We start from the raw sequence: 22113 nt of genomic DNA on the forward strand, positions 1-22113 counted from the left end.
CATGGGCTGACACCTTGTTGCAACGTTCACCGCCGAAACCGACCACGGCCGGCCCAGTCGATAGAACGTTGTCCTTCCCAGCGTTCAAAGACAAGGATTCCGCCACTGCATTGACAGGTGAGGTTCTTAAATCCCGGTGATCAACACGATGGTCCGAGAGCGCTCTTTCGGGGTGCCGTGAGGTGACCAGGGTGGGCGGTTCGGCGATATAGTCACCGCTATGTCTGCGCGGGAGCCCGACACCACATCACCGACACCCAGAGTTACCACAACTGGAGCAACCAACGATTGCACCAGGACCTCTATATCGATGATCGGGAAGTCAGCGCCCATCCGCATCCAATGTTTCACGTGAAACAGAACGCCACCACCGGACGCAAGCCAAGCTGCTGCCAGCAGGGCGGCGGCTATACCAGCAGGCCACTCCTCCTATCCGTATGTTTACGGTAGTCCCAGCCATCTCCGGATAGGACGTGGGCAGGACAAGAGTTCGCGACGGAGGCTCTGGAGGCCTTGATTGTGTGAAGCCTCGCAAAGACCGGAGCCAAGACCTCCCAATGCTTATGGTGCCCTAGGACTAACAATCCTGCGGCGGACTCCAGTTCCCCCATGGAAGTGACCGCACCGCCATCTGCCCGAGGCGCCGCACGTGCACGTCTAGGGACCGAGCGCGCGGAGATGCGGGGGCGAACCGGAGTTGCGGATGAGGGAAGACGGTACACAATTCGGGCCAAAACGAGAGGTCGTGTTCCGGGACTTGAAGCAATCCCGACAGCACTTTTCTTGTCCGATGCATTTTCGCCAAAAACATTGAGCCAGTCTTGGTGGCCGTAACGGGGTGACTAATCCACAGTCACCAGGAAAGTTATCCACAGCGTTACCCACAGGCGAGTGAGTCGAAATTCACAGGGGTGCTTCGGGACCGCACTGGCATCACGAACCACAAACTACTGCAAACTAGCGGTGGCCGAGTACCGACGGCGCCGAGTATACACACGCCATTGACACCGCAGCCCGGCCGGCTTCTCACGAAGGCGGGGAAACGACCCTTTTAGGGCGTCTTTACGCTGTCACTTGGGCCGTTTAGCCGGTGGGTTGTCTCAAAGCCGTCGTTTCACGTGAAACATCCAATGAAGCCCCACACGTGACTCCGAGGTGCAGTCAACCAAGGAGTCCCAACCGTCCCGCACGTGCCGCCACGACATGGCCAGACCCAACACTTGTCCACAAAGTTATCCACAGGGATATCCACCACGCTATCCACTATCTTCCCGGTTATGCACACCGCACGAAGTAGACGCCGCAGGGACGAGACAGCTGTTCCTGAACGACCGATAAAGGACAAACTCGGGGGCAGCGCCAGCGCGTCCCGCCAAAGACAATTTATGAGGATAACCCATATAGGCGTTGAGGAGCACGTACCAAGCGACTTGGTGTTGCCTGTCCCGGCGGGCCGGAGCTGATAATTAGCAGGGACACAGACGCGGCGGCATACGAACCTGGGGGCGCGTCGGAGACCGATCGGAGAAATCAGGCCCGCAAAGTTATGAGTGGACTTGAATGATCTTTGGTGCTGAAAGCTGCGTGAACGATTCATTGAGAGATCTAGTAGAAGCAGACTCTTAGCCGGCAGCAGCAGTGGGGAGAGCGACGGCCGCCTGGTCCGCGGTCGGGGGAAGGACGGGAGGACTGCGGGAGTAGTGCATATAGTCTGCCTCGCTAGAACGGGGTTCTGGAACGCTGATGGAGCTAGTCAGGCGCAAGGCTCGGGGATGGCCAGGGGCGACACTAGGCACCATCGGATGGTTCCGACGGTGGCCGCTCTGTTCCCCGACAGCTTCTGGTTACGGTTAGAGGGAATATCCAGGTCCTCTTGTTCAAGGCAGCTGTCGTCTGGGGCTGACCCATGGGTGGCGTTGCTACTGATTCAGACGCATTGATATCATCCACTGGATCCAACCCTCGTCGTGTCGCCACACCCGGCCCTAGTCGCCTTTCGCGCCCGGGCTGGGCGGATCGCGTGCTGCCGGAGGGCCCTTGGTGGTGGTCTCCGTGGATGAACACCATATCCATTCCCGGGCATCCCAACTATTCCCTAGGAACGGGTAGACATGCACCATCGTTGGCTTGCAGCGACGACCAGAGAGCAGTCCCTGGGTTGCTACTCGTCCTGGTTATTGCAGAGCCGCTGGTATCGGTGACATGCTCGGCTCTGCGGGGGAGTCGGGAACTCGATCGCCGTACCCACGCCTACTAGCGCTCACTGTGATTCGGCTCTTGTTCTTGATAGCGGACCAGCTGTTTGACCGCAACATTCTTAGCCAAAAGCCAGCAGCCCTGTCCGAGTGTTCCACTGAACAGGACCATACTGCTGCTGTCGGCAAGACTGTGCTTCGTGATTCCTGCCCGGGCTGGTGTAGGAATCGCGTTTCACGTGAAACACTCAATTAATGTGTGCCACGATCTGGTAGTGCTCCAGGCCCGCGGCGGCGGCGGGCAACGTCGGAACACGTAACCCGTCGGCGCAGTGTTTGTCGAATGCCCCCACCTAGAACGCAAAAGCCAGCGACTAAAAACGCTGAATACAGATGACAATTCCGTTCTGCGTTAGCCTTCCCGTATACAGGTGACCACGCAAAATCTTGAAGCAATTGCTTCGACCGGCGGCCCGTCTGGCCGCGAGGTTGCCGCTGATGGGGTGTTCCAGGCTTCGAGGGGAAGGATGACAACTAAGGAACACACGAGAACCAGTGACGACTCTTCCCGCAACGTATCCGAATCCTCCGAGCCAAAGAGTGGCAGGGAACCGGTAGGGTGCCGATCTTGAAAGTCTGATTTGTTGATTGAGTGGCAGTTCGATCGCTCATCGGCGGCTATCGGCTTGAAGCGCCGGCAGGCTCCCAGGGCTGCAAACTGATGCAGGCATGCTTCCTTCACCACCGTTTCACGTGAAACAGTGAGCATTTTGGCGCCCGGAACAAGGACCGTAGATATCTTCAATAAATAGTTCGTGCTTGGGGCTCTGGAGGCTTCTCTTGCAGGACACATGTATGCTGATCAGGCGAGTGCGATTCACGGCCCAAGGTGACCGAATAGGACTAAGGCTGCCGACTCATAGCAGCGAGGATGCAGACGTCTCGCAGGTTGCTCGACTACACCACCCATACAGCCGTGTTCGCTGTCATTCGTTCGTATTTCGCGATCAGTAGCCCTGCTCTAAGTTGCTAAAAAGCATCGGCGCTGTAGCCACACCATTACGCCTGGGATGCCAACGCACCGGCACAATCCTGTGGACATGATCCCAATACTGCTTAGTTGATATCCATCGTTCCCATGAAGATTGGGACTAAAGCTATCTGACACTTTGAGCAGTTGACTGCAGTGCCCGATGAGCTCCCTGTCTCCCTATCTTTCACGTGGAACCCGCCCCTAATGAGGTTCTGAGCGGGCTCGTCAGAACCGGAGGTCCATTCGCCGCGTGTATGTTCGCCGCTTTGCCACTCGTGTACAAGGCTGCGACGATTTGTTTCTCGTTCTTATCCAGATCGACTGGTTTCACGTGAAACATCGCGCGGACCCTGGACCCGTCCTCAGATTCGTGAGCTAGTTCGGTCTGCAGCGCATTCTGTAGGTTCATTCCCCGCCGCCAGTGAACCTTTGCTGGCTGCCGGTGACTCTCAGACCAAAGCGTTTTCAAAGCCGCTAGTCCACAGAATAGAAACAAGAGAACACTACAAACACCAGTCCCGGGATCATTCGCCATCAATTGACCGCAGCGTTCTCACCAGGTGACCATATTCAGTTGTCCCACAACACAAGCAGGTAGGGGACAGGATTCGATGGACTCCGCTAGCAAGAGAAACAGCGACATGCGAAAGAACACTGGCTCCCCTTAGCCGTGGCCTTAGTCTGAACCTGGGAAGCGGCACTATCGATGGCCAAACCTTAAAAGTTCAGACGAGGGCTCGAACTCGAAGGCCGCGATGCTCTAGCGAAAACACTTCCCACCAACAGCACAGTCGACCGGAACAGGCGCGGAGATATCCTTAACCCGGCTGCCACGAAGGAGTCGGCGCCCATCAAGTGGCTTTCCGGTTAATGACCAAGGGGCCTGTTTCACGTGAAACAAGCCCCTTCAACGCGATAGATTCAGTTTTCCGAGTTGGGAGCAAGAACTTCCATGATGCGATTGAGGTCCTCAACGCTTGCAAACTCGATGCTGACGCGGCCTTTACGTGCACCCAGGGAAATCTTAACGTTAGTATCCAACCGGTCAGAAAGGGACGACGCAAGATAGTCCAAGCGCTCGTGCCTTGCCCCCGGGCGCGGAACGTTGTTCTTAGTCGGAGTAGCCGGCGCCTGGTAGAGGGTGACTGCTTCCTCGGTAGCGCGGACGGACATCCCCTCTGCCACAATCTTCTGAGCAAGGCGTTCCATTGCAGCGGCATCAGGCAGTGAAAGCAAGGCCCGCGCATGACCGGCAGATATCACACTGGCTGCCACGCGCCGCTGGACCAAGGGAGGGAGCTTCAGTAACCGCAGTGTATTGGAGACCTGTGGGCGTGAACGGCCGATACGGTCTGCCAACTGCTCATGGGTTGTCCCAAAGTCCTCAAGCAACTGCTGGTAGGCAGCTGCTTCCTCCAATGGGTTCAGCTGGCTTCGATGCAGGTTCTCGAGGAGTGCATCCCTGAGCAGATCGTCGTCAGTCGTGTCACGGACGATCGCAGGGATGGTAGCCAGGCCGGCGGCCTGTACTGCACGCCAGCGACGTTCGCCCATGACAAGCTCATACGGTTCTCCACCCTTTTCGGTTGAGGTCCTTACCACAATTGGCTGGAGGACACCGATTTCACGAACGGAGTGCACGAGCTCCGCCATGTCGTCTTCATCGAAGACAGAACGGGGCTGTTTACGGTTCGGGTGAATATCCTTGACGGGAATTTCAGCAAAGCGGACCCCGGGGACTTCAACGAGATCGACTTCCTGGCTCAGGTCCGAAGTCTCCACGATGCCATCGTCGTCGGACGGAGGTGTCTCACCAATATCCGTGCTGGGAGCATTGTCCGCTCGGGGATCAGCGTCCTTCTCGGTTGCCTTGGCCTGGACACCCCCCGGGGTAGTTCTCGGTGCCGACGCGCTCTTCCTCGCACCAGAAGCTGTTGTCTTCGCTGGCCCGCTGGTTTCCGTGCCTGCTGCCTTCTTTGTTCCACGCGCAGCTGGCCTCGCCGGCTTGTCCTCCGTTGGAGCCGGGAAAGCGTCGACCTCGCTCGGAGGAGTGATCGCCGAGGCGGTCTTCCGGGCTTCAGGAAAGAAAAGATCCACAGGCCGAGACGGCGACGGTGACCCGTTGCCGGATCCGTTGGTCGGCGCGGAACTTGGAATGAGTGCTCCAAGTCCACGGCCCAGGCCGCGTCTCTTTTCGCTCATTGGATAATTCCCTCCATTGGACGAGCCGGGAAGTCCTGGCTCTGGTTGGTGCAATTCTTGAAATTCTAGCGTTCAGCAATTTCGGCGGCAGCTTCCAAATATGAAAGTGCGCCGCTGGAGGAGGGGTCATACGTCATCACGGTCTGTTGATAGCTGGGTGCTTCCGAAATACGTACAGAGCGCGGAACCACGGCGCCCAGGACTTGCTTCGGGAAGTGCTGGCGAACTTCGGCCGCCACCTGGGCTGCCAGGTTGGTGCGTCCGTCATACATCGTTAGGAGGATTGTTGATACCTCGAGATCTGCATTCAGGTGCTTCTGGATCATCTCGATGTTTTTCAGCAGCTGACTGAGGCCTTCCAGTGCGTAGTACTCACACTGGATGGGGATGAGAACCTCATCAGCAGCACAGAATGCGTTGACAGTGAGGAGGCCGAGGCTGGGTGGGCAGTCGATGAAGATGTAGTCGAGGCGTTCCTCGCCGTTCTTCACGCGTTCCTTGGCGTAGACGTCAATGGCCCTGCGAAGTCTCTGTTCCCTAGCGACCAAGGAGACCAACTCAATCTCTGCGCCGGCGAGGTGGATTGTGGCGGGAGCACAAATCAGGTTTTCGATGTCAGGGCAGGGAGCCACAACTTCATGCAGCGGCATGTCATTGATCAGAACGTCGTAGATGCTGTCGACGTCAGCGTGGTGTTCGACACCGAGGGCCGTCGAGGCATTGCCCTGGGGATCAATGTCTATCACAAGTACATGGAGTCCGGCGGCAGCCAGGGCGGCAGCAATGTTGACCGTCGTGGTGGTCTTTCCCACGCCGCCTTTTTGATTGGAGACGGTGAAGACGCGGGTCTTCTCAGGTTTAGGAAGCTCACGCCCCAGAAGCCGTTCACGCCGCCTGTTCTCGTGGGCAAGGTCCCTCGCGATGGGGCTGGAGTCGTCCATGGTATCCATAACGTTACTGAGCCCCCCGGAGATAGTTTCACGTGAAACTGCAAGGCTGGCTTCCTCGAAAATCGAGCCAGCACGGAATGGCGGCAAAGCCTGAGTCGTGGAAGGCGCGACCATGGCACGCGCTGACCCCAGAGACACAAACGGCGGAATCCGCTGCGTGGAGGCTTCGCTACTCGTCATGTGACACACTCACTCTCATTCGGCTTTTCATGCCGTTCACTAGCCTAACTGCTTACCCCTCCAGACGAATGGCGCATTGCCAGCGACTAGGCGATCTTTTGAGCTGACCTCACGATGATTCGCACCACGGTTGTGGGCTCCTCCAGGAGTTCCTGCCCAACAACTACAACCGACGTCTCAACGCCTCCGAGTTTTCGGATGACCTTGGCGGCTTTATCAATCTCTTCGTGAGCGCTTCTGCCCTTGATAGCCACTACCTCGCCCTGTCCTGCAAGGAGCGGGATGGTGAGCCCGGCCAAATTCGAAAGGGCGGAGACAGCCCTGGCGGTAACGACGTCGGCAGTTACCATTCCTACGGCCAGTTCGGCCCGTGTCCGCATCACTGTGACGTTATCGAGACCGAGATCATCGACGACTTCCTGCAGCCAGATCACTCGCCGCTCAAGAGGTTCGATGAGCGTCAGTTCCAGGTCAGGCCTGGCGATCGCAAGACACAGCCCCGGAAGTCCGGCACCGCTTCCCACGTCAGCGACGTGGCTGCCATGCGAAATTTCACTTTCAATCACGGCGCAGTTCAGGACGTGACGGCTCCAAAGGCGAGGAACTTCACGCGGACCAATCAGTCCACGTTCGGTGCCGGATGTGGCAAGGTGCTCCACGTACCTCTTGGCAAGATCCAGTCGGTCCCCAAAGATGGTAACGGCAGCCTTGAGTTCAGTTTCGGTCAGTTCAACCATGATGAGCAGCCTGGAGTCTTAGTCGGCGGACACAACGATGTGCCGGCCAGCGCCTTCACCTTCGGACTCGCTAACGAGTCCCAAATCGGCAACTGCGTCATGCACGATCTTGCGTTCGTAGGCGCTCATCGGTTCCAGTGCAACTGCCTTGCCTGATTCCTTGACTGCCGCGACCGCATCTTCAGCAATTTTCTGAAGGTGGCCAGCGCGTTCCTGACGATATCCATTGATATCCAGAACAAGCCGCGAACGATTTTCTGTAGCCGAGAGGACCGAAAGCCGGGTCAGCTCCTGGAGTGCTTCCAGCACCTCGCCGTCAGGGCCTACAAGGCTCTCCAGGCCGGACGAATCATCCTCAGCCACGATGGAGATATAGGTGCGTCCGTTACGGACTTCAATGTCAATGTCACCGTCGATGTCCGCGATATCAAGCAGCTCTTCCAGGTAGTCAGCTGCGACGTCGCCTTCTTCTTCCAGGCGGGTTGCCGAAGACCCCTTGTCCGGGTTCCCGGCGTCGTTCTGCGCATCGTCCTGGTCTTCAACAGCCTCAACGGGCGTGGATTGTTCGGTGCTTTCGACAGACATTACTTCTTCTTCCTGTTCTTACGTTGTGGCTGGACGCGCTGGCTCCTGGCTTCGACAACGGCAGCGGCGGCAGCGGCTTCGGCTTCAACCTTTTTTCCGCCCAGGATGGGCAGGGCGGGCAGCCCCTTGGCGGCACGGCGCTCGGCGAGGGCCTTGGCGGCCGGGGAACCCGGCGTCGGCATACGACGGATCACAAAGAACTGCTGGGCCATGGTCCAAAGGTTGGTGGTGGTCCAGTAGATCAGGACACCGATCGGGAAGTTGATACCACCCACGCCGAAGACGATCGGCAGGATGTACAGCATCATCTTCTGTTGGCGCATGAAGGGGCTGGCCATGGCTTCTTCAGACATGTTCTTGGCCATGATCTGCTTCTGGGTGATGAACTGCGAGGCAGTCATGGCCAGAATCATCACGATTGAGAGGATCCACACCGCGACCACGTTGCCGCCAGGGGGTGTTCCATGAAGCAGCGTGGCTGACAGCGGAGCGCCGAAAATGCTCGACTGATCGAACTGCACTACCTGTTCGTGGCTCATTGCGCCGATGCCCTTGCCGGCCACGGCATTCGAGCTAATGCCAGAAAGCACCTGGAAGAGGGCGAAGAAGAACGGCATCTGGATCAGCATGGGCAGGCAGGCCGAGAACGGGTTGGTGCCGTGCTTCTTGTACATGGCCATCTGCTCCTGCGCCATGGCCTGGCGGGACAGCTGGTCTGTTTTGCCCTTGTACTTGTCCTGGAGCTTCTTCAGGTCCGGCTGCAGGAGCTGCATTCCGCGCTGGGCCTTGATCTGCTTGACGAACACAGGGATCAGGGCCGCACGGATCACCAGCACCAGCCCGATGATGGACAGCGTCCAGGTCCAGCCGTTGGCGGCGGGCATGCCAATGGTGCTCAGGCCCTCATGGAAGCCCACCATGATGATGGACACAAGCCACTTGAACGGAAACATGATTGTTTCAAAGAAGTCCATACGATATCCCTATTCGTCAGGCCGCAGCGCGGCCTTCTCCATCAGTCTGAGCAGCCAGGTACTTGTCCGGATTATTCAGCACAACAATTGTGGGGGTCTGGTTTTCAGGCCATTCCCGGTGGCCGGCGGGGACATGGTCCACACCACCGGCATTCCATGGATGGCAGCGTCCAAGACGGCGGACAGCAAGCCAGCTTCCCTTGACGGCGCCATGGACGGTGATTGCTTCCAGGGCGTAGGCCGAGCAGGAAGGAAAAAATCGGCAGACCTGACCGTAGAGGGGGGAAATCACCTTGCGGTAGGTCTTAAGCAGAACGATAAGGACGTTCCGCGGCAGATCCCAAATGAATCGGCCCAGGAGCAACGCTGTGCCTGGGATGAAAGGGACGACGGCGGCACTAGGCTTATGCACGCGGTGTCCCTTCCTGTTGGATCTCGGTTGAAGCCGCTGAAGCGGCCCGGGAAAGGCGGCCATCCAGCCGTTTCATGGTTGATTCCAGAGCGGCCTTGTAATCTGCCGACAACTGGTCCCAGCTCGCGGTTGCGGATGCAGGCAGAGCCCTCACCACAATCGCGAAACCGGCAGGATATTCCTGCAACGACAAAGCAGCCGCTTCTCTCAGTCTCCTCTTAACGAGGTTCCTGACCACAGCGTTCCCGACACTCTTGGAAACGATGAATCCGAACCGGCTGGGTTCATCGGCAGCAATAGCTACCGTATATAACACTACGTTCCGGCGTCCATTGCGGGCGCCGGAACGTACAGTATTTGAAAAATCGGTTGAAGTCCTCAGACGGTTCCTGGTGGCTAGCACCTTTAAACTCGCACAGGGATGTTGACCGACGAGTCAGTATTTAGGCCGACAGTTCGATGCGTCCCTTGCCACGACGGGCAGCCAGGATGGCGCGGCCGGCACGGGTACGCATACGAAGGCGGAAGCCGTGCTTCTTGGCTCGACGGCGGTTATTCGGCTGAAAAGTCCGCTTGCTCACGTTAGTTACTCCAGTGGATCAAAGGTGCGCCCACCCGATCAAAAAGGGGAAGAACTGGCCGACGCTAAGTTTTGTATATGTCCGCTGCTCTCAGCTCCTGATGCGTATGGCGCCGGGAGGTTCAATGAGGTCGAAAAGCGGACACAAAGGACTTCACAACGTTAGGGCAATAAGCCACCCCCAGTCAAACTGGAAGGTACAAGCAAGGCTGTCCCCAACTGTGGTTAACCCCTTGTTTCTGCCTGTGGATGAAGTGGGTCACAAGGCCGGTTTCTGAACAACAACAGTGTAATTATCCACAAGGCACTTCCCAGCTATCTTCTGGCCTTTTCATCCCCTAGAGTGGCCCAGTAGCCGATTATCCACGGTCTGTGTATAACCCTGTGGATGAAGCTGAACCAGAACCCTGGTTTCACGCTTGTGGCTGCCGGTAATGCAGGCAAGCAAGTTTGAGGGAACCATCCATGACAGTAGACGAAGCCAACCACGCAAATACTGTCGGAAGTTCCTGGCGCCGGGTTGTCACGCTTATGGAACAGGACCACAGGGTGTCACCCCGGCAACGTGGCTTCGTTATTCTCGCCCAGGCACAAGGGCTTATTGGCTCCACCCTCCTGGTTGCTGTTCCCAATGAGCTCACCCGAGAAGTTCTTCAGACCCAGGTGAAAGATGCCCTGGACGATGCCCTCCGCAACGTTTTCTCCGATGACATCCGCTGTGCTATCGACGTCGACACAGATTTGGTCCCCCTTCACACGGAACCGGAGCCCGTCGTCGAACTTGCCCTCTCCGCTGATGCGGCCGTGGAACTCAAACCACAGCCCATGTTGCCCAGCACTTCCCACGAATTCGGCCGGCTGAACCCAAAGTACGTCTTTGACACGTTCGTGATCGGTTCCTCCAATCGCTTCGCGCACGCGGCTGCCGTAGCAGTGGCTGAAGCTCCAGCCAAGGCATACAACCCGCTGTTCATCTATGGCGACTCCGGTCTGGGTAAAACCCACCTCCTCCACGCGATCGGCCACTATGCGCGGCGCCTGTACAGCGGGATCCGGGTCCGCTACGTGAACTCCGAGGAATTCACGAACGACTTCATCAACTCCATCCGCGACGATGAGGGTACAAGCTTCAAGACCACATACCGGAACGTCGACGTCCTGCTCATCGATGACATTCAGTTCCTGGCGGGCAAGGACCGGACGCTGGAAGAGTTCTTCCACACGTTCAACGCCCTGCACAACAACAACAAGCAGGTTGTGATCACCTCCGACCAGCCGCCCAAACTGCTGGCAGGGTTTGAGGACCGGATGAAATCGCGGTTCGAGTGGGGCCTCCTTACGGATATCCAGCCGCCCGAACTTGAAACGCGTATTGCAATCCTCCGGAAGAAAGCACTGAGTGAGGGACTATCCGCGCCGGACGATGCCCTTGAGTACATCGCCTCCAAGATCTCAAGCAACATTCGTGAGCTGGAAGGCGCCCTTATCCGCGTCACTGCCTTCGCGAGCCTCAACCGCCAGCCCGTTGACGTAGGCCTTGCCGAAATGGTGCTGAAGGACCTGATCACCGACGACGGCGCCCAGGAAATCACGTCGAGCCAGATCCTGACGCAGACAGCTGACTACTTCAAGCTCAGCATGGAAGAGCTTTGCAGCAAGTCCCGCACCCGCACTCTGGTGACCGCACGCCAGATCGCCATGTACCTGTGCCGCGAACTGACCGATATGTCCCTGCCCAAAATCGGGCAGGAGCTGGGCGGCCGCGACCACACCACGGTGATCCACGCCGACCGCAAGATCCGCGAACTGATGGCCGAGCGGCGTGTGATCTACAACCAGGTCACTGAACTGACCAACCGGATTAAGCAGCAGCAGCGCAACTCCTGACCAGGACCGACGCCCGCAACTCCTACCTTATTAACAGGGGCATGTGGATAAGCCTGTGGACAGTTAAGGGGACAACCCCGTCCAATGGGCTTAAAACCCTTAAGCCATCTGTGGATCAGCGAAACGGCCGAAAAAGTTGTCCCCATCCACACCCTGTTTAAAACCTGCTCCACCCACAATCCATGAACAGGGCAGAACCGCGGAACCATACTGCCGGATCGGGTTATCCACAGTTTCCACAGCAGTTATTAACACTACTAATCCCAAAAAATTGAAATTCCCTCAAACAACAATTTCCTGACTTGTACCTTCCGGACGCCAAACCCCCTGCTCGAACCACCACGGCGCCAACCGGGGATGGGTTAATCCCGGATCTTCGGGCTAAGCTGTCAGCAGCGCTCCCATCCTTGGGACTTTCTGTGGTGGTCCATGTGAAAACCATGCAGGTCCGACGGTGGGGGCACATGGTTTTGGGGACCTTCAGCCTGGAGCTCCCCGATCAGAAACGACAGCAGCAATGAAAGGCGGCACCCTTCCGTGAAGTTCAGAGTCGAACGGGACGTCCTGGCAGAAGCCGTCACATGGACAGCCCGGTCGTTGTCTCCGCGGCCGCCCGTCCCGGTACTCTCCGGACTTTTGCTCAAAGCCGAAGCCGGAACCGTCAGCCTGTCGAGCTTCGATTACGAAACCTCCGCGCGGCTCGAGATCGCTGCGGATATCGCGGACGAAGGAACCATCTTGGTCTCCGGCCGGCTCCTGGCAGACATCTGCCGCAGCCTTCCGTCCGCTCCCGTGGACATCGAAACCGACGGCAACAAGGTCACGCTCACGTGCCGTCGCAGCAGTTTCCACCTTGCGACGATGCCTGAGGCTGAGTATCCGCCCCTTCCGGCTCTGCCCGCCATCAGCGGCACAGTTTCAGGAGATGCCTTCGCGCAGGCCGTTTCACAGGTGATTATCGCGGCGAGCAAGGACGACACTCTACCCATCCTCACAGGCGTTCGGATGGAAATTGAAGACGACCTCATCACGCTGCTGGCGACCGACCGGTACCGTCTGGCGATGCGCGAAGTGCCCTGGAAGCCAGTCACGCCAGGCGTCTCAACAAGTGCACTGGTCAAGGCCAAAACACTCAACGAAGTAGCGAAGACCCTTGGCGGCAGCGGTGACATCAACCTGGCCCTGGCCAACGATGACAGCCGGCTTATCGGTTTCGAAAGCGGCGGACGCACCACCACCTCCCTGCTGGTTGATGGTGATTACCCCAAGATCCGCTCACTTTTCCCCGACACAACACCGATCTACGCCACGGTGCGGACCCAGGAGCTTGTTGAAGCAGTCCGTCGTGTTTCCCTGGTTGCAGAGCGGAACACTCCTGTGCGGCTTGCCTTCAGCCAGGGGCTGCTAAACCTCGACGCCGGCACCGGTGAGGACGCGCAGGCTTCAGAAGAACTTGAAGCCCAGCTCACGGGAGAGGACATCACCGTGGCCTTCAACCCGCATTATCTGGTGGAAGGCCTCAGCGTGATTGAAACGGCGTTCGTCCGGTTCTCCTTCACCACCGCCCCCAAGCCGGCCATGATCACGGCTCAACGCGAGGCCGACGGCGAAGACCAGGATGACTACCGGTATCTCGTGATGCCAGTACGCCTTCCCAACTAGAACCATCAGCGCAGAGAAGGGTTTCCCGTGCACATCGGACTAATCGGCCTTGGCAAAATGGGTTACAACATGCGCGAACGGCTTCGTCAAGGCGGCATTGAAGTCACAGGTTTGGATAGAAACCCCGAGATCACGGATGTAGCCTCCGTCGATGAGCTCATCGCGGCCGTACCTGCACCGAGGATTATCTGGGTCATGGTTCCGGCCGGCGAGATTACAGATTCTGTCATCAGCAACCTCGGCGACAAGCTGGAAGCCGGGGACCTCGTCATAGACGGCGGAAACTCCCGCTTCACTGAAGACCAGAAGCATGCGGCTTCCCTTGCCGAAAAAAGCATTCACTTCGCTGACTGCGGAGTGTCCGGTGGCGTGTGGGGACTGAAGAACGGCTACGGCCTGATGGCCGGCGGCGAGGCGGCCGACATCGAGCGAGCCATGCCGGTTTTTGATGTGCTGCGGCCAGAAGGAGAACGCGCCGACAGCTTCGTCCACGTGGGCGGGGTGGGAGCCGGGCACTACGCCAAGATGGTTCACAACGGGATCGAGTACGGCCTGATGCAGGCTTACGCCGAAGGCTACGAACTGCTCGCGGCCAAGGACATCGTCGTGGATCTGCCCGGCACGTTCCGTGCCTGGCAAAAAGGCACAGTGGTGCGCTCGTGGCTCCTGGACCTCATGGTGAAAGCCCTGGACGAAGATCCCGGCCTGGCCTCCATTGACGATTACGTTGAGGATTCAGGCGAAGGACGCTGGACTGTCGAAGAGGCAATTGCGAACGCCGTCCCGGCACCTGCAATTACGGCAGCTCTCTTTGCGCGCTTCTCATCCCGGGAGGACAACTCGCCGGCTATGAAGATGGTTTCCGCCCTGCGCCAACAGTTCGGCGGCCACGCCACCCGCCCGGCTAAATGAGGGTGATACGCCGCCCTCAAGGATTCTGAAAAAGCGTGTACCTACAGCACCTTTCCCTGACTGATTTCCGCAGCTATGCCCAGGTGGACCTGACCTTGGAACCGGGGATCACCGTGTTGTTGGGTTCCAATGGCATCGGAAAAACGAATCTGATGGAAGCCATCGGTTATCTCGCCACTCTCAGTTCCCACCGGGTGAGTTCGGATGGTCCGCTCCTTCGTTTCGGTGCAGACCGGGCCCTGATCCGGGCAAAGCTGGTCCGGGGCGATCAGTCAACGGTCCTTGAACTTGAGATCAACGCCAGCCGGGCCAACAGAGGAAGAATTAACCGCAGCAATCCGGTGCGCTCCAGGGATCTGCTGGGAATATGCCAGACAGTCCTCTTCGCCCCCGAAGACCTGGCGCTGGTCAAGGGCGACCCTTCAAACCGCCGTCGCTTCCTCGATGAACTTCTCGTCAGCCTTTCGCCTCGTCATGCCGGAACCCGGAGTGACTACGACCGCGTGCTGAAACAACGCAACGCCCTTTTGAAGTCTGCCCGGACGGGTAGATTCACGGCTGGACATGAAGCAACACTTGATGTCTGGGATCAGCATATGGCAAGGGCCGGCGCTGAACTCCTGCATGCCAGGCTTGAACTCGTTGAGCGGATCCGCCCCCACCTGGGAAGTGCGTACGAGCAACTGACTGACGGGTCAAAGGCGGCCGGAGCCGTGTATCGCTCAACACTGCTGACCCAACTGGACGACGACGGCGCCACCCCGGTTTCGGGAACCGCCCCTGCCGAGGCCGGGAATAGGACCGAGGATCTGGGAAGACTGTCTGTTGACGAACTGACTGACCGCTACGTTGAGGCCTTCGCCGCTTCGCGCCGAAAGGAACTTGAGCGCGGAATCTCCCTGGTAGGGCCACATCGGGACGAGCTGGAGCTGGTTCTTGGTGATGCGCCTGCCAAGGGATACGCCTCCCACGGGGAAACCTGGTCCATGTGCCTGTCCCTGAGGTTGGCTTCGTACTATGTGATGCTGGATGACACCCGGACCGGCGGGTCCGCCCCCATCCTTATTCTCGACGACGTTTTTGCGGAGCTGGATGTACAGCGTCGGCGTAAACTGGCTGCAATCGTCAGCGGTGCCGAACAAGTGCTGGTTACAGCCGCCGTCGACGCCGATATTCCGGAAGAGTTGGCTGGGCGGCGGGTGAAGGTCATCCCAGGAGGAATCGATGAATAGGGACGACAGGAGTGCCGGCGGCCTGCAACCGGGCCGTGACCCTGATGAAATCGATGCTGCCCAGGTGGCACTGAACCGGATGAGGGAAGCCGCGGCCGCCCGGGGTGAAATCCGACGTGCCGCTCCCCGCGCGGGCGGCAATCTGCAGAAACCAGGGCGCAGCGAGAGGGGAACCCGGGGGTTCACCCAGTTCCACGGAACAGGCCGGGATCCTTTAGGCCTTGGAAAAGTGGTGGGGCGGCTGGTTGCCGAACGCGGTTGGACTTCCCCGGTGGCCGTGGGTTCGGTCATGGCTGAATGGGCCACCCTTGTTGGCCCGGAGATTTCTGCGCACTGCACGCCGGAAAGTTTTACTGATACCACGCTGCACGTCAGATGCGATTCCACGGCCTGGGCAACCCAGCTTCGCCTGCTCAGCATCAGTCTGCTGGAGAAGTTCCGGACCGAGCTGGGCGATGGAGTGGTGACAAGCATCAAGGTACTTGGCCCGGCAGCGCCAAGCTGGCGCAAGGGCGGACGCACTGTGAACGGACGCGGACCGCGCGATACCTATGGATAAGCAACACGCGTTGTACGGCCGTACCGGGATGATTGGTGCTCCAGGCCGCCGTCCAGACTCTTGAAAAATGCACAAACGGCGTGTAGGGCGCTTCAAAGGCCCCGAGTCGTATAGGCACCCATTCGGTGGAGTGTTCGGCCCTTCCAGCGTGGACCAATGGCCTCTCGTGGGCACGTTGGGTCCGGAAGGGGCGCCGAAATGCGGGATTGAGCGCCGTTACACGGTAGAATGGTCGGAGATAACTGGACGCCGGTGAAGCGTTGACTGAGTCCGTTTTCCTGCGTGTTCCAGCGTTGCGGGGGGCGGTCTGCCAGTCAGCCGAGTAGCCGGCGTCAACAGTGACGTGCCTGTTGGCGGCTGCGATCTCCCCTCGAGATGGCAACGGCCGGCCATCATCGATTACAGAGGAGTCGAAAGCGCCTGTGTCTAACGACAATACAGAAACCCTGACAGCGGAGTTCGCAGAAGAAATTCCTAATCCGGATACACCGGTGGATAAGGCGACTCCAAGGGAATACGGCGCCAGCGACATCACGGTCCTCGAAGGCCTTGAGGCTGTTCGTAAGCGCCCCGGCATGTACATCGGTTCAACCGGACTCCGGGGCCTCCACCACCTTGTGTACGAAGTGGTGGATAACTCCGTTGATGAGGCGCTGGCCGGATATTGCACCCACATCGAGATCACGCTGCAGGCGGACGGCGGCGTCAAGGTTGTGGACGACGGCCGCGGCATTCCGGTGGACCTGCACCCCACGGAGAAGAAGCCCACCGTGGAGGTCGTTATGACCATCCTGCATGCCGGTGGCAAGTTCGGCGGCGGCGGATATGCAGTATCAGGCGGCCTGCATGGCGTGGGTATCTCCGTGGTGAACGCACTTTCGAGTCGTGTGGATACCGAGGTACGCAGGCAGGGCCATGTCTGGCGGATGTCCTTCGCTGACGGCGGCAAGCCCCAGGGCGGGCTGGTGAAAGGCGAAGAAACCGACACCACCGGAACCACCCAGACGTTCTATCCGGATGCCGGCATCTTCGAGTCAACCGTGTTTGATTTTGAGACCCTGCGTGCCCGGTTCCAGCAGATGGCCTTCCTCAACAAGGGCCTTCGCATCACCTTGACGGATGAACGCCAAGCCGCGGCCGGCGTTGACGAGGCCGGGGACCTGAACCTGGATACCGTCGTTACCGAGGGTGAAATCACTGCTGAACACCGCACGGTGGTGTACCAGTACAACGACGGCCTGCTTGATTACGTGAAGCACCTGAACTCCAGCAAGAAGGTTGATGTAGTCCACGAGGACGTCATCGCTTTCGAGACTGAGGACACGGAGCGGCACATCGCCGTCGAGATGGCCATGCAGTGGACCACAGCGTACTCGGAAAGCGTCCACACTTACGCCAACACCATCAACACCCATGAGGGCGGCACCCACGAAGAGGGATTCCGTGCAGCGATGACCTCCCTCATCAACCGTTACGCGCGTGAAAAAAGCATCATCAAGGAAAAAGAAGAAAACCTTACGGGTGACGATATCCGTGAAGGCTTGACGGCCGTCATTTCAGTCAAGCTCGCAGAGCCCCAGTTTGAAGGGCAGACCAAAACCAAGCTCGGAAACTCCGAGGTCAAGGGATTTGTGCAGCGCGTGGTCACGGACCAGCTCGGAGACTGGCTGGAGCGGAACCCTGGCCCGGCCCGGGACGTGATCCGCAAAGCCATTTCCGCGGCCCAAGCCCGCATGGCTGCCCGCAAAGCGCGCGACAATGCGCGGCGTAAGAGCCCCCTGGAATCATTCGGGATGCCGGGAAAGCTTTCTGACTGCTCTTCGAAGGATCCGGAAAAGTGCGAGGTCTACCTCGTGGAGGGTGACTCAGCAGGCGGTTCGGCCAAGCGAGGCCGGAACCCGGAAACCCAGGCCATCCTGCCGCTTCGCGGAAAGATCCTGAACGTTGAACGCGCCAGGCTGGACAAGGCACTCGGCAACAACGAAGTGCAATCGATGATCACTGCCTTCGGCACAGGCATCGGTGAAGACTTCAACCTTGCCAAGCTCCGGTACCACAAGATCGTCCTGATGGCGGATGCTGACGTTGATGGCCAGCACATCACCACCCTCCTGATGACGCTTCTCTTCCGCTACATGCGCCCGTTGATTGAAAACGGATTCGTGTATCTGGCGCAGCCGCCGTTGTACCGGATCAAGTGGTCCAATGCTCCCCACGACTACGTCTACAGCGACCGGGAACGCGACGCCAAGCTGGTATCCGGCCAGGCCGCCGGCCGCAGGATTCCGAAGGACAACGGAATCCAGCGCTACAAGGGTCTGGGCGAAATGGACTACACCGAGTTGTGGGACACCACCATGGACCCGGACCGGCGAACCCTGCTCCAGGTAACCATGGAGGATGCAGCAGCGGCCGACCAGACTTTCTCCGTTTTGATGGGCGAGGATGTTGAATCACGCCGGAACTTCATTCAGCAGAACGCCAAGGACGTCAGGTTCCTGGATATCTAGAGCTTTTACGGCCTGGCTATTCTTGAACCGACATATACCTGAAATGGAATTAATGAACCATGAGTGATGAAACACCTGAAGTTCCCGACGAGTCCGGCGACGCCTTGGAGCCCGTAATTGAAGGCAATGTGCTGATCGACCGTGTAGAGCAAGTGGACCTGCAGACGGAAATGCAGCGGTCCTACCTTGACTACGCCATGGCCGTCATTGTTGGCCGTGCGCTCCCCGACGTGAGGGACGGCCTGAAGCCTGTCCACCGCCGCGTCCTTTACGCAATGTTCGACGGCGGCTACCGCCCGGATCGCTCCTTCAACAAGTGCGCCCGTGTGGTCGGCGAGGTGATGGGGCAGTATCATCCGCACGGTGACACGGCTATCTACGATGCTCTGGTCCGCCTGATCCAGGACTGGACCATGCGGTACCCACTCGCGTTGGGGCAGGGTAACTTTGGCTCACCCGGCAACGATGGCGCAGCTGCTCCGAGGTACACGGAAACCAAAATGGCTCCGCTGGCCATGGAAATGGTTCGCGACATCGATGAGGAAACCGTCGATTTCCAGGACAACTATGACGGTAAGAACCAGGAACCTACCATCCTTCCGGCGCGGTTCCCCAACCTGCTGGTCAATGGGTCCTCGGGCATCGCCGTCGGCATGGCCACCAACATCCCGCCGCACAACCTCCGCGAAGTTGCTGACGGCGTGCAGTGGTACCTGGCCAACCCGACGGCCAGCCGCGAGGAGCTGCTCGAGGAGCTGCTGCTGCGCATCAAGGGCCCCGATTTCCCCACAGGCGCGCAGATTCTGGGCCACCGGGGCATTGAGGACGCCTACCGGACCGGTCGGGGTTCAATTACCATGCGTGCCGTGGTCAACGTCGAGGAACTCCAGGGACGAACCTGCCTGGTAGTTACCGAGCTGCCCTATCAGGCCAACCCGGACAACCTTGCGATCAAGATCGCTGAGCTGGTCAAGGACGGCAAGATCCAGGGAATCGCTGACCTCCGCGATGAAACCTCAGGCCGTACCGGTCAGCGCCTGGTTATCGTGCTGAAGCGCGATGCCGTGCCAAAGGTGGTGCTGAACAACCTTTACAAGCACACGCAGCTGCAGGACAACTTCTCTGCGAACATGCTGGCGATCGTGGATGGCGTGCCGCGGACGCTCAGCCTGGATGCTTTCATCCGCCACTGGGTGACCCATCAGCTTGATGTCATTGCCCGCCGCACGCGTTACCGCCTGCGCAAGGCCGAGGAGGAAGCGCATATCCTGCGCGCACTCCTGAAGGCGCTGGACATGCTCGACGAAGTTATCGCACTGATCCGTGCGTCCAACACCACGGAAGCGGCCCGCGATGGGCTGATGCAGTTGCTGGACATCGACGAACTCCAGGCACGCGCCATCCTGGACATGCAGCTGCGCCGTCTCGCGGCCCTGGAACGTCAGAAGATCCAGGACCGTCATTCGGAACTTGAAGCCCTCATCACTGAGTACAACTCCATCCTGGCCTCCGAGGAGCGTCAACGGGAGATCATCAGCAACGAGCTGGCCGAGATCGTAGCTAAACACGGTGACGACCGCAGGACGCACATCCTGATGGGATTCGACGGCGACATGTCGATGGAAGACCTCATTCCGGAAGAGGAAATGGTGGTCACCATCACACGCGGCGGCTACGTCAAGCGGACCCGGAGCGATAACTACCGCTCCCAGCAACGCGGCGGCAAGGGCATCAAGGGTGCCCAGTTGCGCGGCGACGACGTCGTGGAGCACTTCTTCGTCACCACTACCCACCACTGGCTCTTGTTCTTTACCAACCTGGGACGCGTTTACCGTGCCAAGGCCTACGAGCTCGCCGAAGCCGGCCGTGACGCCAAGGGCCAGCACGTGGCGAACCTGTTGGCGTTCCAGCCCGACGAACACATTGCCCAGGTCTTGGATCTCAAGGACTACCAGCACGCGCCTTATCTGGTCCTGGCCACCAAGCGCGGACTGGTGAAGAAGACGCGGCTGGAGGATTACGACACCAACCGTTCCGCTGGTGTCATTGCCATCAACCTGCGTGACGGCGATGAGCTGGTATCGGCTCAGCTGGTTTCGGAAACAGATGATCTGATGCTGGTCTCACGCAAGGGCCAGTCCATCCGCTTCACGGCGACCGACGATGCCCTGAGGCCGATGGGTCGGGCAACATCCGGTGTTACGGGCATGAAGTTCCGTGAGGATGACGAACTCCTCGCTGCCAACGTCATCACCGAAGGATCCTACGTATTCATCGTCACCGATGGAGGCTATGCCAAACGGACCGCTGTCGAAGAATACCGCCTTCAGGGCCGCGGTGGCCTTGGCATCAAGGTGGCTAAGCTCGCCGAAGGACGAGGCGATCTTGTGGGCGCCCTGATTGTCCAGGAAGAGGATGAGGTTCTGGTGGTCATGGAGGGCGGCAAGGTGGTCCGGTCCTCCGTTGCGGGTGTCCCGGCCAAGGGCAGAGACACCATGGGTGTCATCTTTGCCAAGCCTGACAAGAATGACCGCATCATTGAGGTAGCCAGGAACAGTGAAAGAGGCATTGAGGGCGAGGACGACGCCCTGGATGAGGACGCTGACGAAACCGGAAGCCTCGCTGACGTCGCGGAGGAAACTCTGGCTATTGCTGCTGATGACGTAACGTTGGCTGAAGATAACGGATCACGCGAGGGATCCGCAGAAGCAGAATCAGTACTCTCCCTGCCGTCCGATGCTGAATCGGACGGGGATGTGCTGGACGAAGACACTACCGGAGGTAACGAGTGAGTAATTCCGACTCATATCCCAATCCGAGCAGCGGCGTTCCAGGCGGAACCCGTCAGCCGGTGACCGCTCCGCGGGTGAATGCCCCAGTGCGTCCGCAGCAACGACCCAGCACCCCCCCGGGTGCACCGGCGCAGCGGCCTCCCGCTCCAGGTCAGCGTCCTGCCGCTCCCGGACAGCGCCCCACAGCCCCGGGACAACGTCCTGCAGCAGGCCAGCGGACCGGTCAAAACACGGCCGGACTCATCAAACCTGCTCCCAAGGCAAAGGTCCGAAGGGCGCGGCTTCTCGTCAGCAAGGTTGACCCTTGGTCAGTGTTGAAGATGGCCTTCCTGCTGTCCGTAGCCTTGGGTATTGTCACAGTGGTCGCGGCAATTGTCCTGTGGACCGTGCTTGACCTCACAGGTATCTTCGATCAGGTGGACAGCCTGCTGGGCACTCTCGCCGGTTCCGAAGGCGGCGGCTTTGAGCTGAAGAAGGTCGCATCCCTCGGACAGGTGGCCTCCTTTGCGACGATCATCGCCGTCGTGAATGTGGTCCTGCTGACAGCCCTGTCCATGTTGTCCGCGGTGCTTTACAACATCTCAGCCACCTTGGTGGGCGGTATCGGCGTCACTTTGACGGACGATTAAGAGCTGGATTTCCACCCAAAAGCCTCGATTTGAGATCGGGCCGGGATGTGCTGTAAAGTCATATCTCGGCCCGATGAGGCAT

General features: G+C 58.9%; 16 protein-coding genes. 8 read left to right on the forward strand and 8 right to left on the reverse strand.

The annotated features are described in order from the left end of the window. Positions 1-4149: 4149 nt before the first annotated feature. The 8 genes from RIN13_RS13905 to rpmH all read right to left on the reverse strand — a co-directional run bounded on the left by RIN13_RS13905 (position 4150) and on the right by rpmH (position 9849). Positions 4150-5430 carry a ParB/RepB/Spo0J family partition protein gene (locus RIN13_RS13905; RefSeq protein WP_309107934.1) on the reverse strand — a complete coding sequence of 427 codons (1281 nt, stop codon included), beginning with the start codon at positions 5428-5430 and terminating at the stop codon, positions 4150-4152. A gap of 65 nt (positions 5431-5495) precedes the next feature. Beyond that, the gene (locus RIN13_RS13910; protein WP_309107935.1) at positions 5496-6560 is read right to left on the reverse strand and encodes a ParA family protein; all 1065 of its coding nucleotides are present in this window, start codon (positions 6558-6560) and stop codon (positions 5496-5498) included. A gap of 86 nt (positions 6561-6646) precedes the next feature. Beyond that, on the reverse strand, positions 6647-7297 hold the full coding sequence (gene rsmG / locus RIN13_RS13915) for a 16S rRNA (guanine(527)-N(7))-methyltransferase RsmG (protein ID WP_309107936.1): 651 nt from the start codon (positions 7295-7297) through the stop codon (positions 6647-6649). 18 nt (positions 7298-7315) lie between these two features. Further along, positions 7316-7882, reverse strand: coding sequence for a R3H domain-containing nucleic acid-binding protein (locus tag RIN13_RS13920; protein WP_309107937.1), 567 nt, complete (start codon positions 7880-7882; stop codon positions 7316-7318). Next, a complete protein-coding gene (gene yidC, locus RIN13_RS13925; protein WP_309107938.1) occupies positions 7882-8856 on the reverse strand; it encodes a membrane protein insertase YidC in 975 nt (324 codons plus the stop codon). Before yidC ends, RIN13_RS13920 begins: the two co-directional genes overlap by 1 nt. 16 nt (positions 8857-8872) lie before the next feature. Continuing rightward, positions 8873-9268: a membrane protein insertion efficiency factor YidD gene (yidD, locus tag RIN13_RS13930; RefSeq protein ID WP_375164777.1), complete on the reverse strand. Its 396-nt coding sequence runs from the start codon at positions 9266-9268 to the stop codon at positions 8873-8875. After that, positions 9261-9671, reverse strand: coding sequence for a ribonuclease P protein component (gene rnpA / locus RIN13_RS13935; RefSeq protein ID WP_309107940.1), 411 nt, complete (start codon positions 9669-9671; stop codon positions 9261-9263). The genes yidD and rnpA overlap by 8 nt, the downstream gene beginning before the upstream one ends. A gap of 40 nt (positions 9672-9711) precedes the next feature. After that, positions 9712-9849, reverse strand: a complete 138-nt coding sequence (gene rpmH, locus RIN13_RS13940; RefSeq protein WP_062008104.1) for a 50S ribosomal protein L34 — start codon at positions 9847-9849, stop codon at positions 9712-9714. A gap of 464 nt (positions 9850-10313) precedes the next feature. Here rpmH and dnaA point away from each other — a divergent pair, with 464 nt between their 5' ends. From dnaA to RIN13_RS13980, 8 genes are all read left to right on the forward strand, one after another. Beyond that, complete coding sequence (gene dnaA / locus RIN13_RS13945; RefSeq protein WP_309107941.1) at positions 10314-11735, forward strand: chromosomal replication initiator protein DnaA; 1422 nt, start codon at positions 10314-10316, stop codon at positions 11733-11735. Between the two features lie 537 nt (positions 11736-12272). After that, positions 12273-13397: a DNA polymerase III subunit beta gene (gene dnaN / locus RIN13_RS13950; protein ID WP_309107942.1), complete on the forward strand. Its 1125-nt coding sequence runs from the start codon at positions 12273-12275 to the stop codon at positions 13395-13397. Between the two features lie 27 nt (positions 13398-13424). After that, positions 13425-14309: a phosphogluconate dehydrogenase (NAD(+)-dependent, decarboxylating) gene (gene gnd / locus RIN13_RS13955; protein WP_309107943.1), complete on the forward strand. Its 885-nt coding sequence runs from the start codon at positions 13425-13427 to the stop codon at positions 14307-14309. Between the two features lie 35 nt (positions 14310-14344). Beyond that, complete coding sequence (gene recF / locus RIN13_RS13960; protein ID WP_309107944.1) at positions 14345-15541, forward strand: DNA replication/repair protein RecF; 1197 nt, start codon at positions 14345-14347, stop codon at positions 15539-15541. After that, positions 15534-16100, forward strand: coding sequence for a DciA family protein (locus tag RIN13_RS13965; RefSeq protein ID WP_309107945.1), 567 nt, complete (start codon positions 15534-15536; stop codon positions 16098-16100). Before recF ends, RIN13_RS13965 begins: the two co-directional genes overlap by 8 nt. Before the next feature lie 422 nt (positions 16101-16522). Next, positions 16523-18610 carry a DNA topoisomerase (ATP-hydrolyzing) subunit B gene (gene gyrB / locus RIN13_RS13970; RefSeq protein ID WP_309107946.1) on the forward strand — a complete coding sequence of 696 codons (2088 nt, stop codon included), beginning with the start codon at positions 16523-16525 and terminating at the stop codon, positions 18608-18610. Positions 18611-18669: 59 nt separating this feature from the next. Then, on the forward strand, positions 18670-21402 hold the full coding sequence (gene gyrA / locus RIN13_RS13975; protein ID WP_309107947.1) for a DNA gyrase subunit A: 2733 nt from the start codon (positions 18670-18672) through the stop codon (positions 21400-21402). After that, entirely contained in the window at positions 21399-22031 is a 633-nt protein-coding gene (locus RIN13_RS13980) for a DUF3566 domain-containing protein (protein ID WP_309107948.1), read from the forward strand. Before gyrA ends, RIN13_RS13980 begins: the two co-directional genes overlap by 4 nt. Positions 22032-22113: the final 82 nt, after the last annotated feature.

This window comes from Arthrobacter sp., assembly GCF_031179985.1.
Classification (GTDB): Bacteria; Actinomycetota; Actinomycetes; order Actinomycetales; family Micrococcaceae; genus Arthrobacter.

Bases quoted from the DNA above. Each gene is read 5' to 3' on its own strand.
- RIN13_RS13905 (WP_309107934.1), bottom strand. From the start codon at position 5,430: ATGAGCGAAAAGAGACGCGGCCTGGGCCGTGGACTTGGAGCACTCATT.
- RIN13_RS13910 (WP_309107935.1), bottom strand. From the start codon at position 6,560: ATGACGAGTAGCGAAGCCTCCACGCAGCGGATTCCGCCGTTTGTGTCT.
- rsmG (WP_309107936.1), bottom strand. From the start codon at position 7,297: ATGGTTGAACTGACCGAAACTGAACTCAAGGCTGCCGTTACCATCTTT.
- RIN13_RS13920 (WP_309107937.1), bottom strand. From the start codon at position 7,882: ATGTCTGTCGAAAGCACCGAACAATCCACGCCCGTTGAGGCTGTTGAA.
- yidC (WP_309107938.1), bottom strand. From the start codon at position 8,856: ATGGACTTCTTTGAAACAATCATGTTTCCGTTCAAGTGGCTTGTGTCC.
- dnaA (WP_309107941.1), top strand. From the start codon at position 10,314: ATGACAGTAGACGAAGCCAACCACGCAAATACTGTCGGAAGTTCCTGG.
- RIN13_RS13965 (WP_309107945.1), top strand. From the start codon at position 15,534: ATGAATAGGGACGACAGGAGTGCCGGCGGCCTGCAACCGGGCCGTGAC.
- gyrA (WP_309107947.1), top strand. From the start codon at position 18,670: ATGAGTGATGAAACACCTGAAGTTCCCGACGAGTCCGGCGACGCCTTG.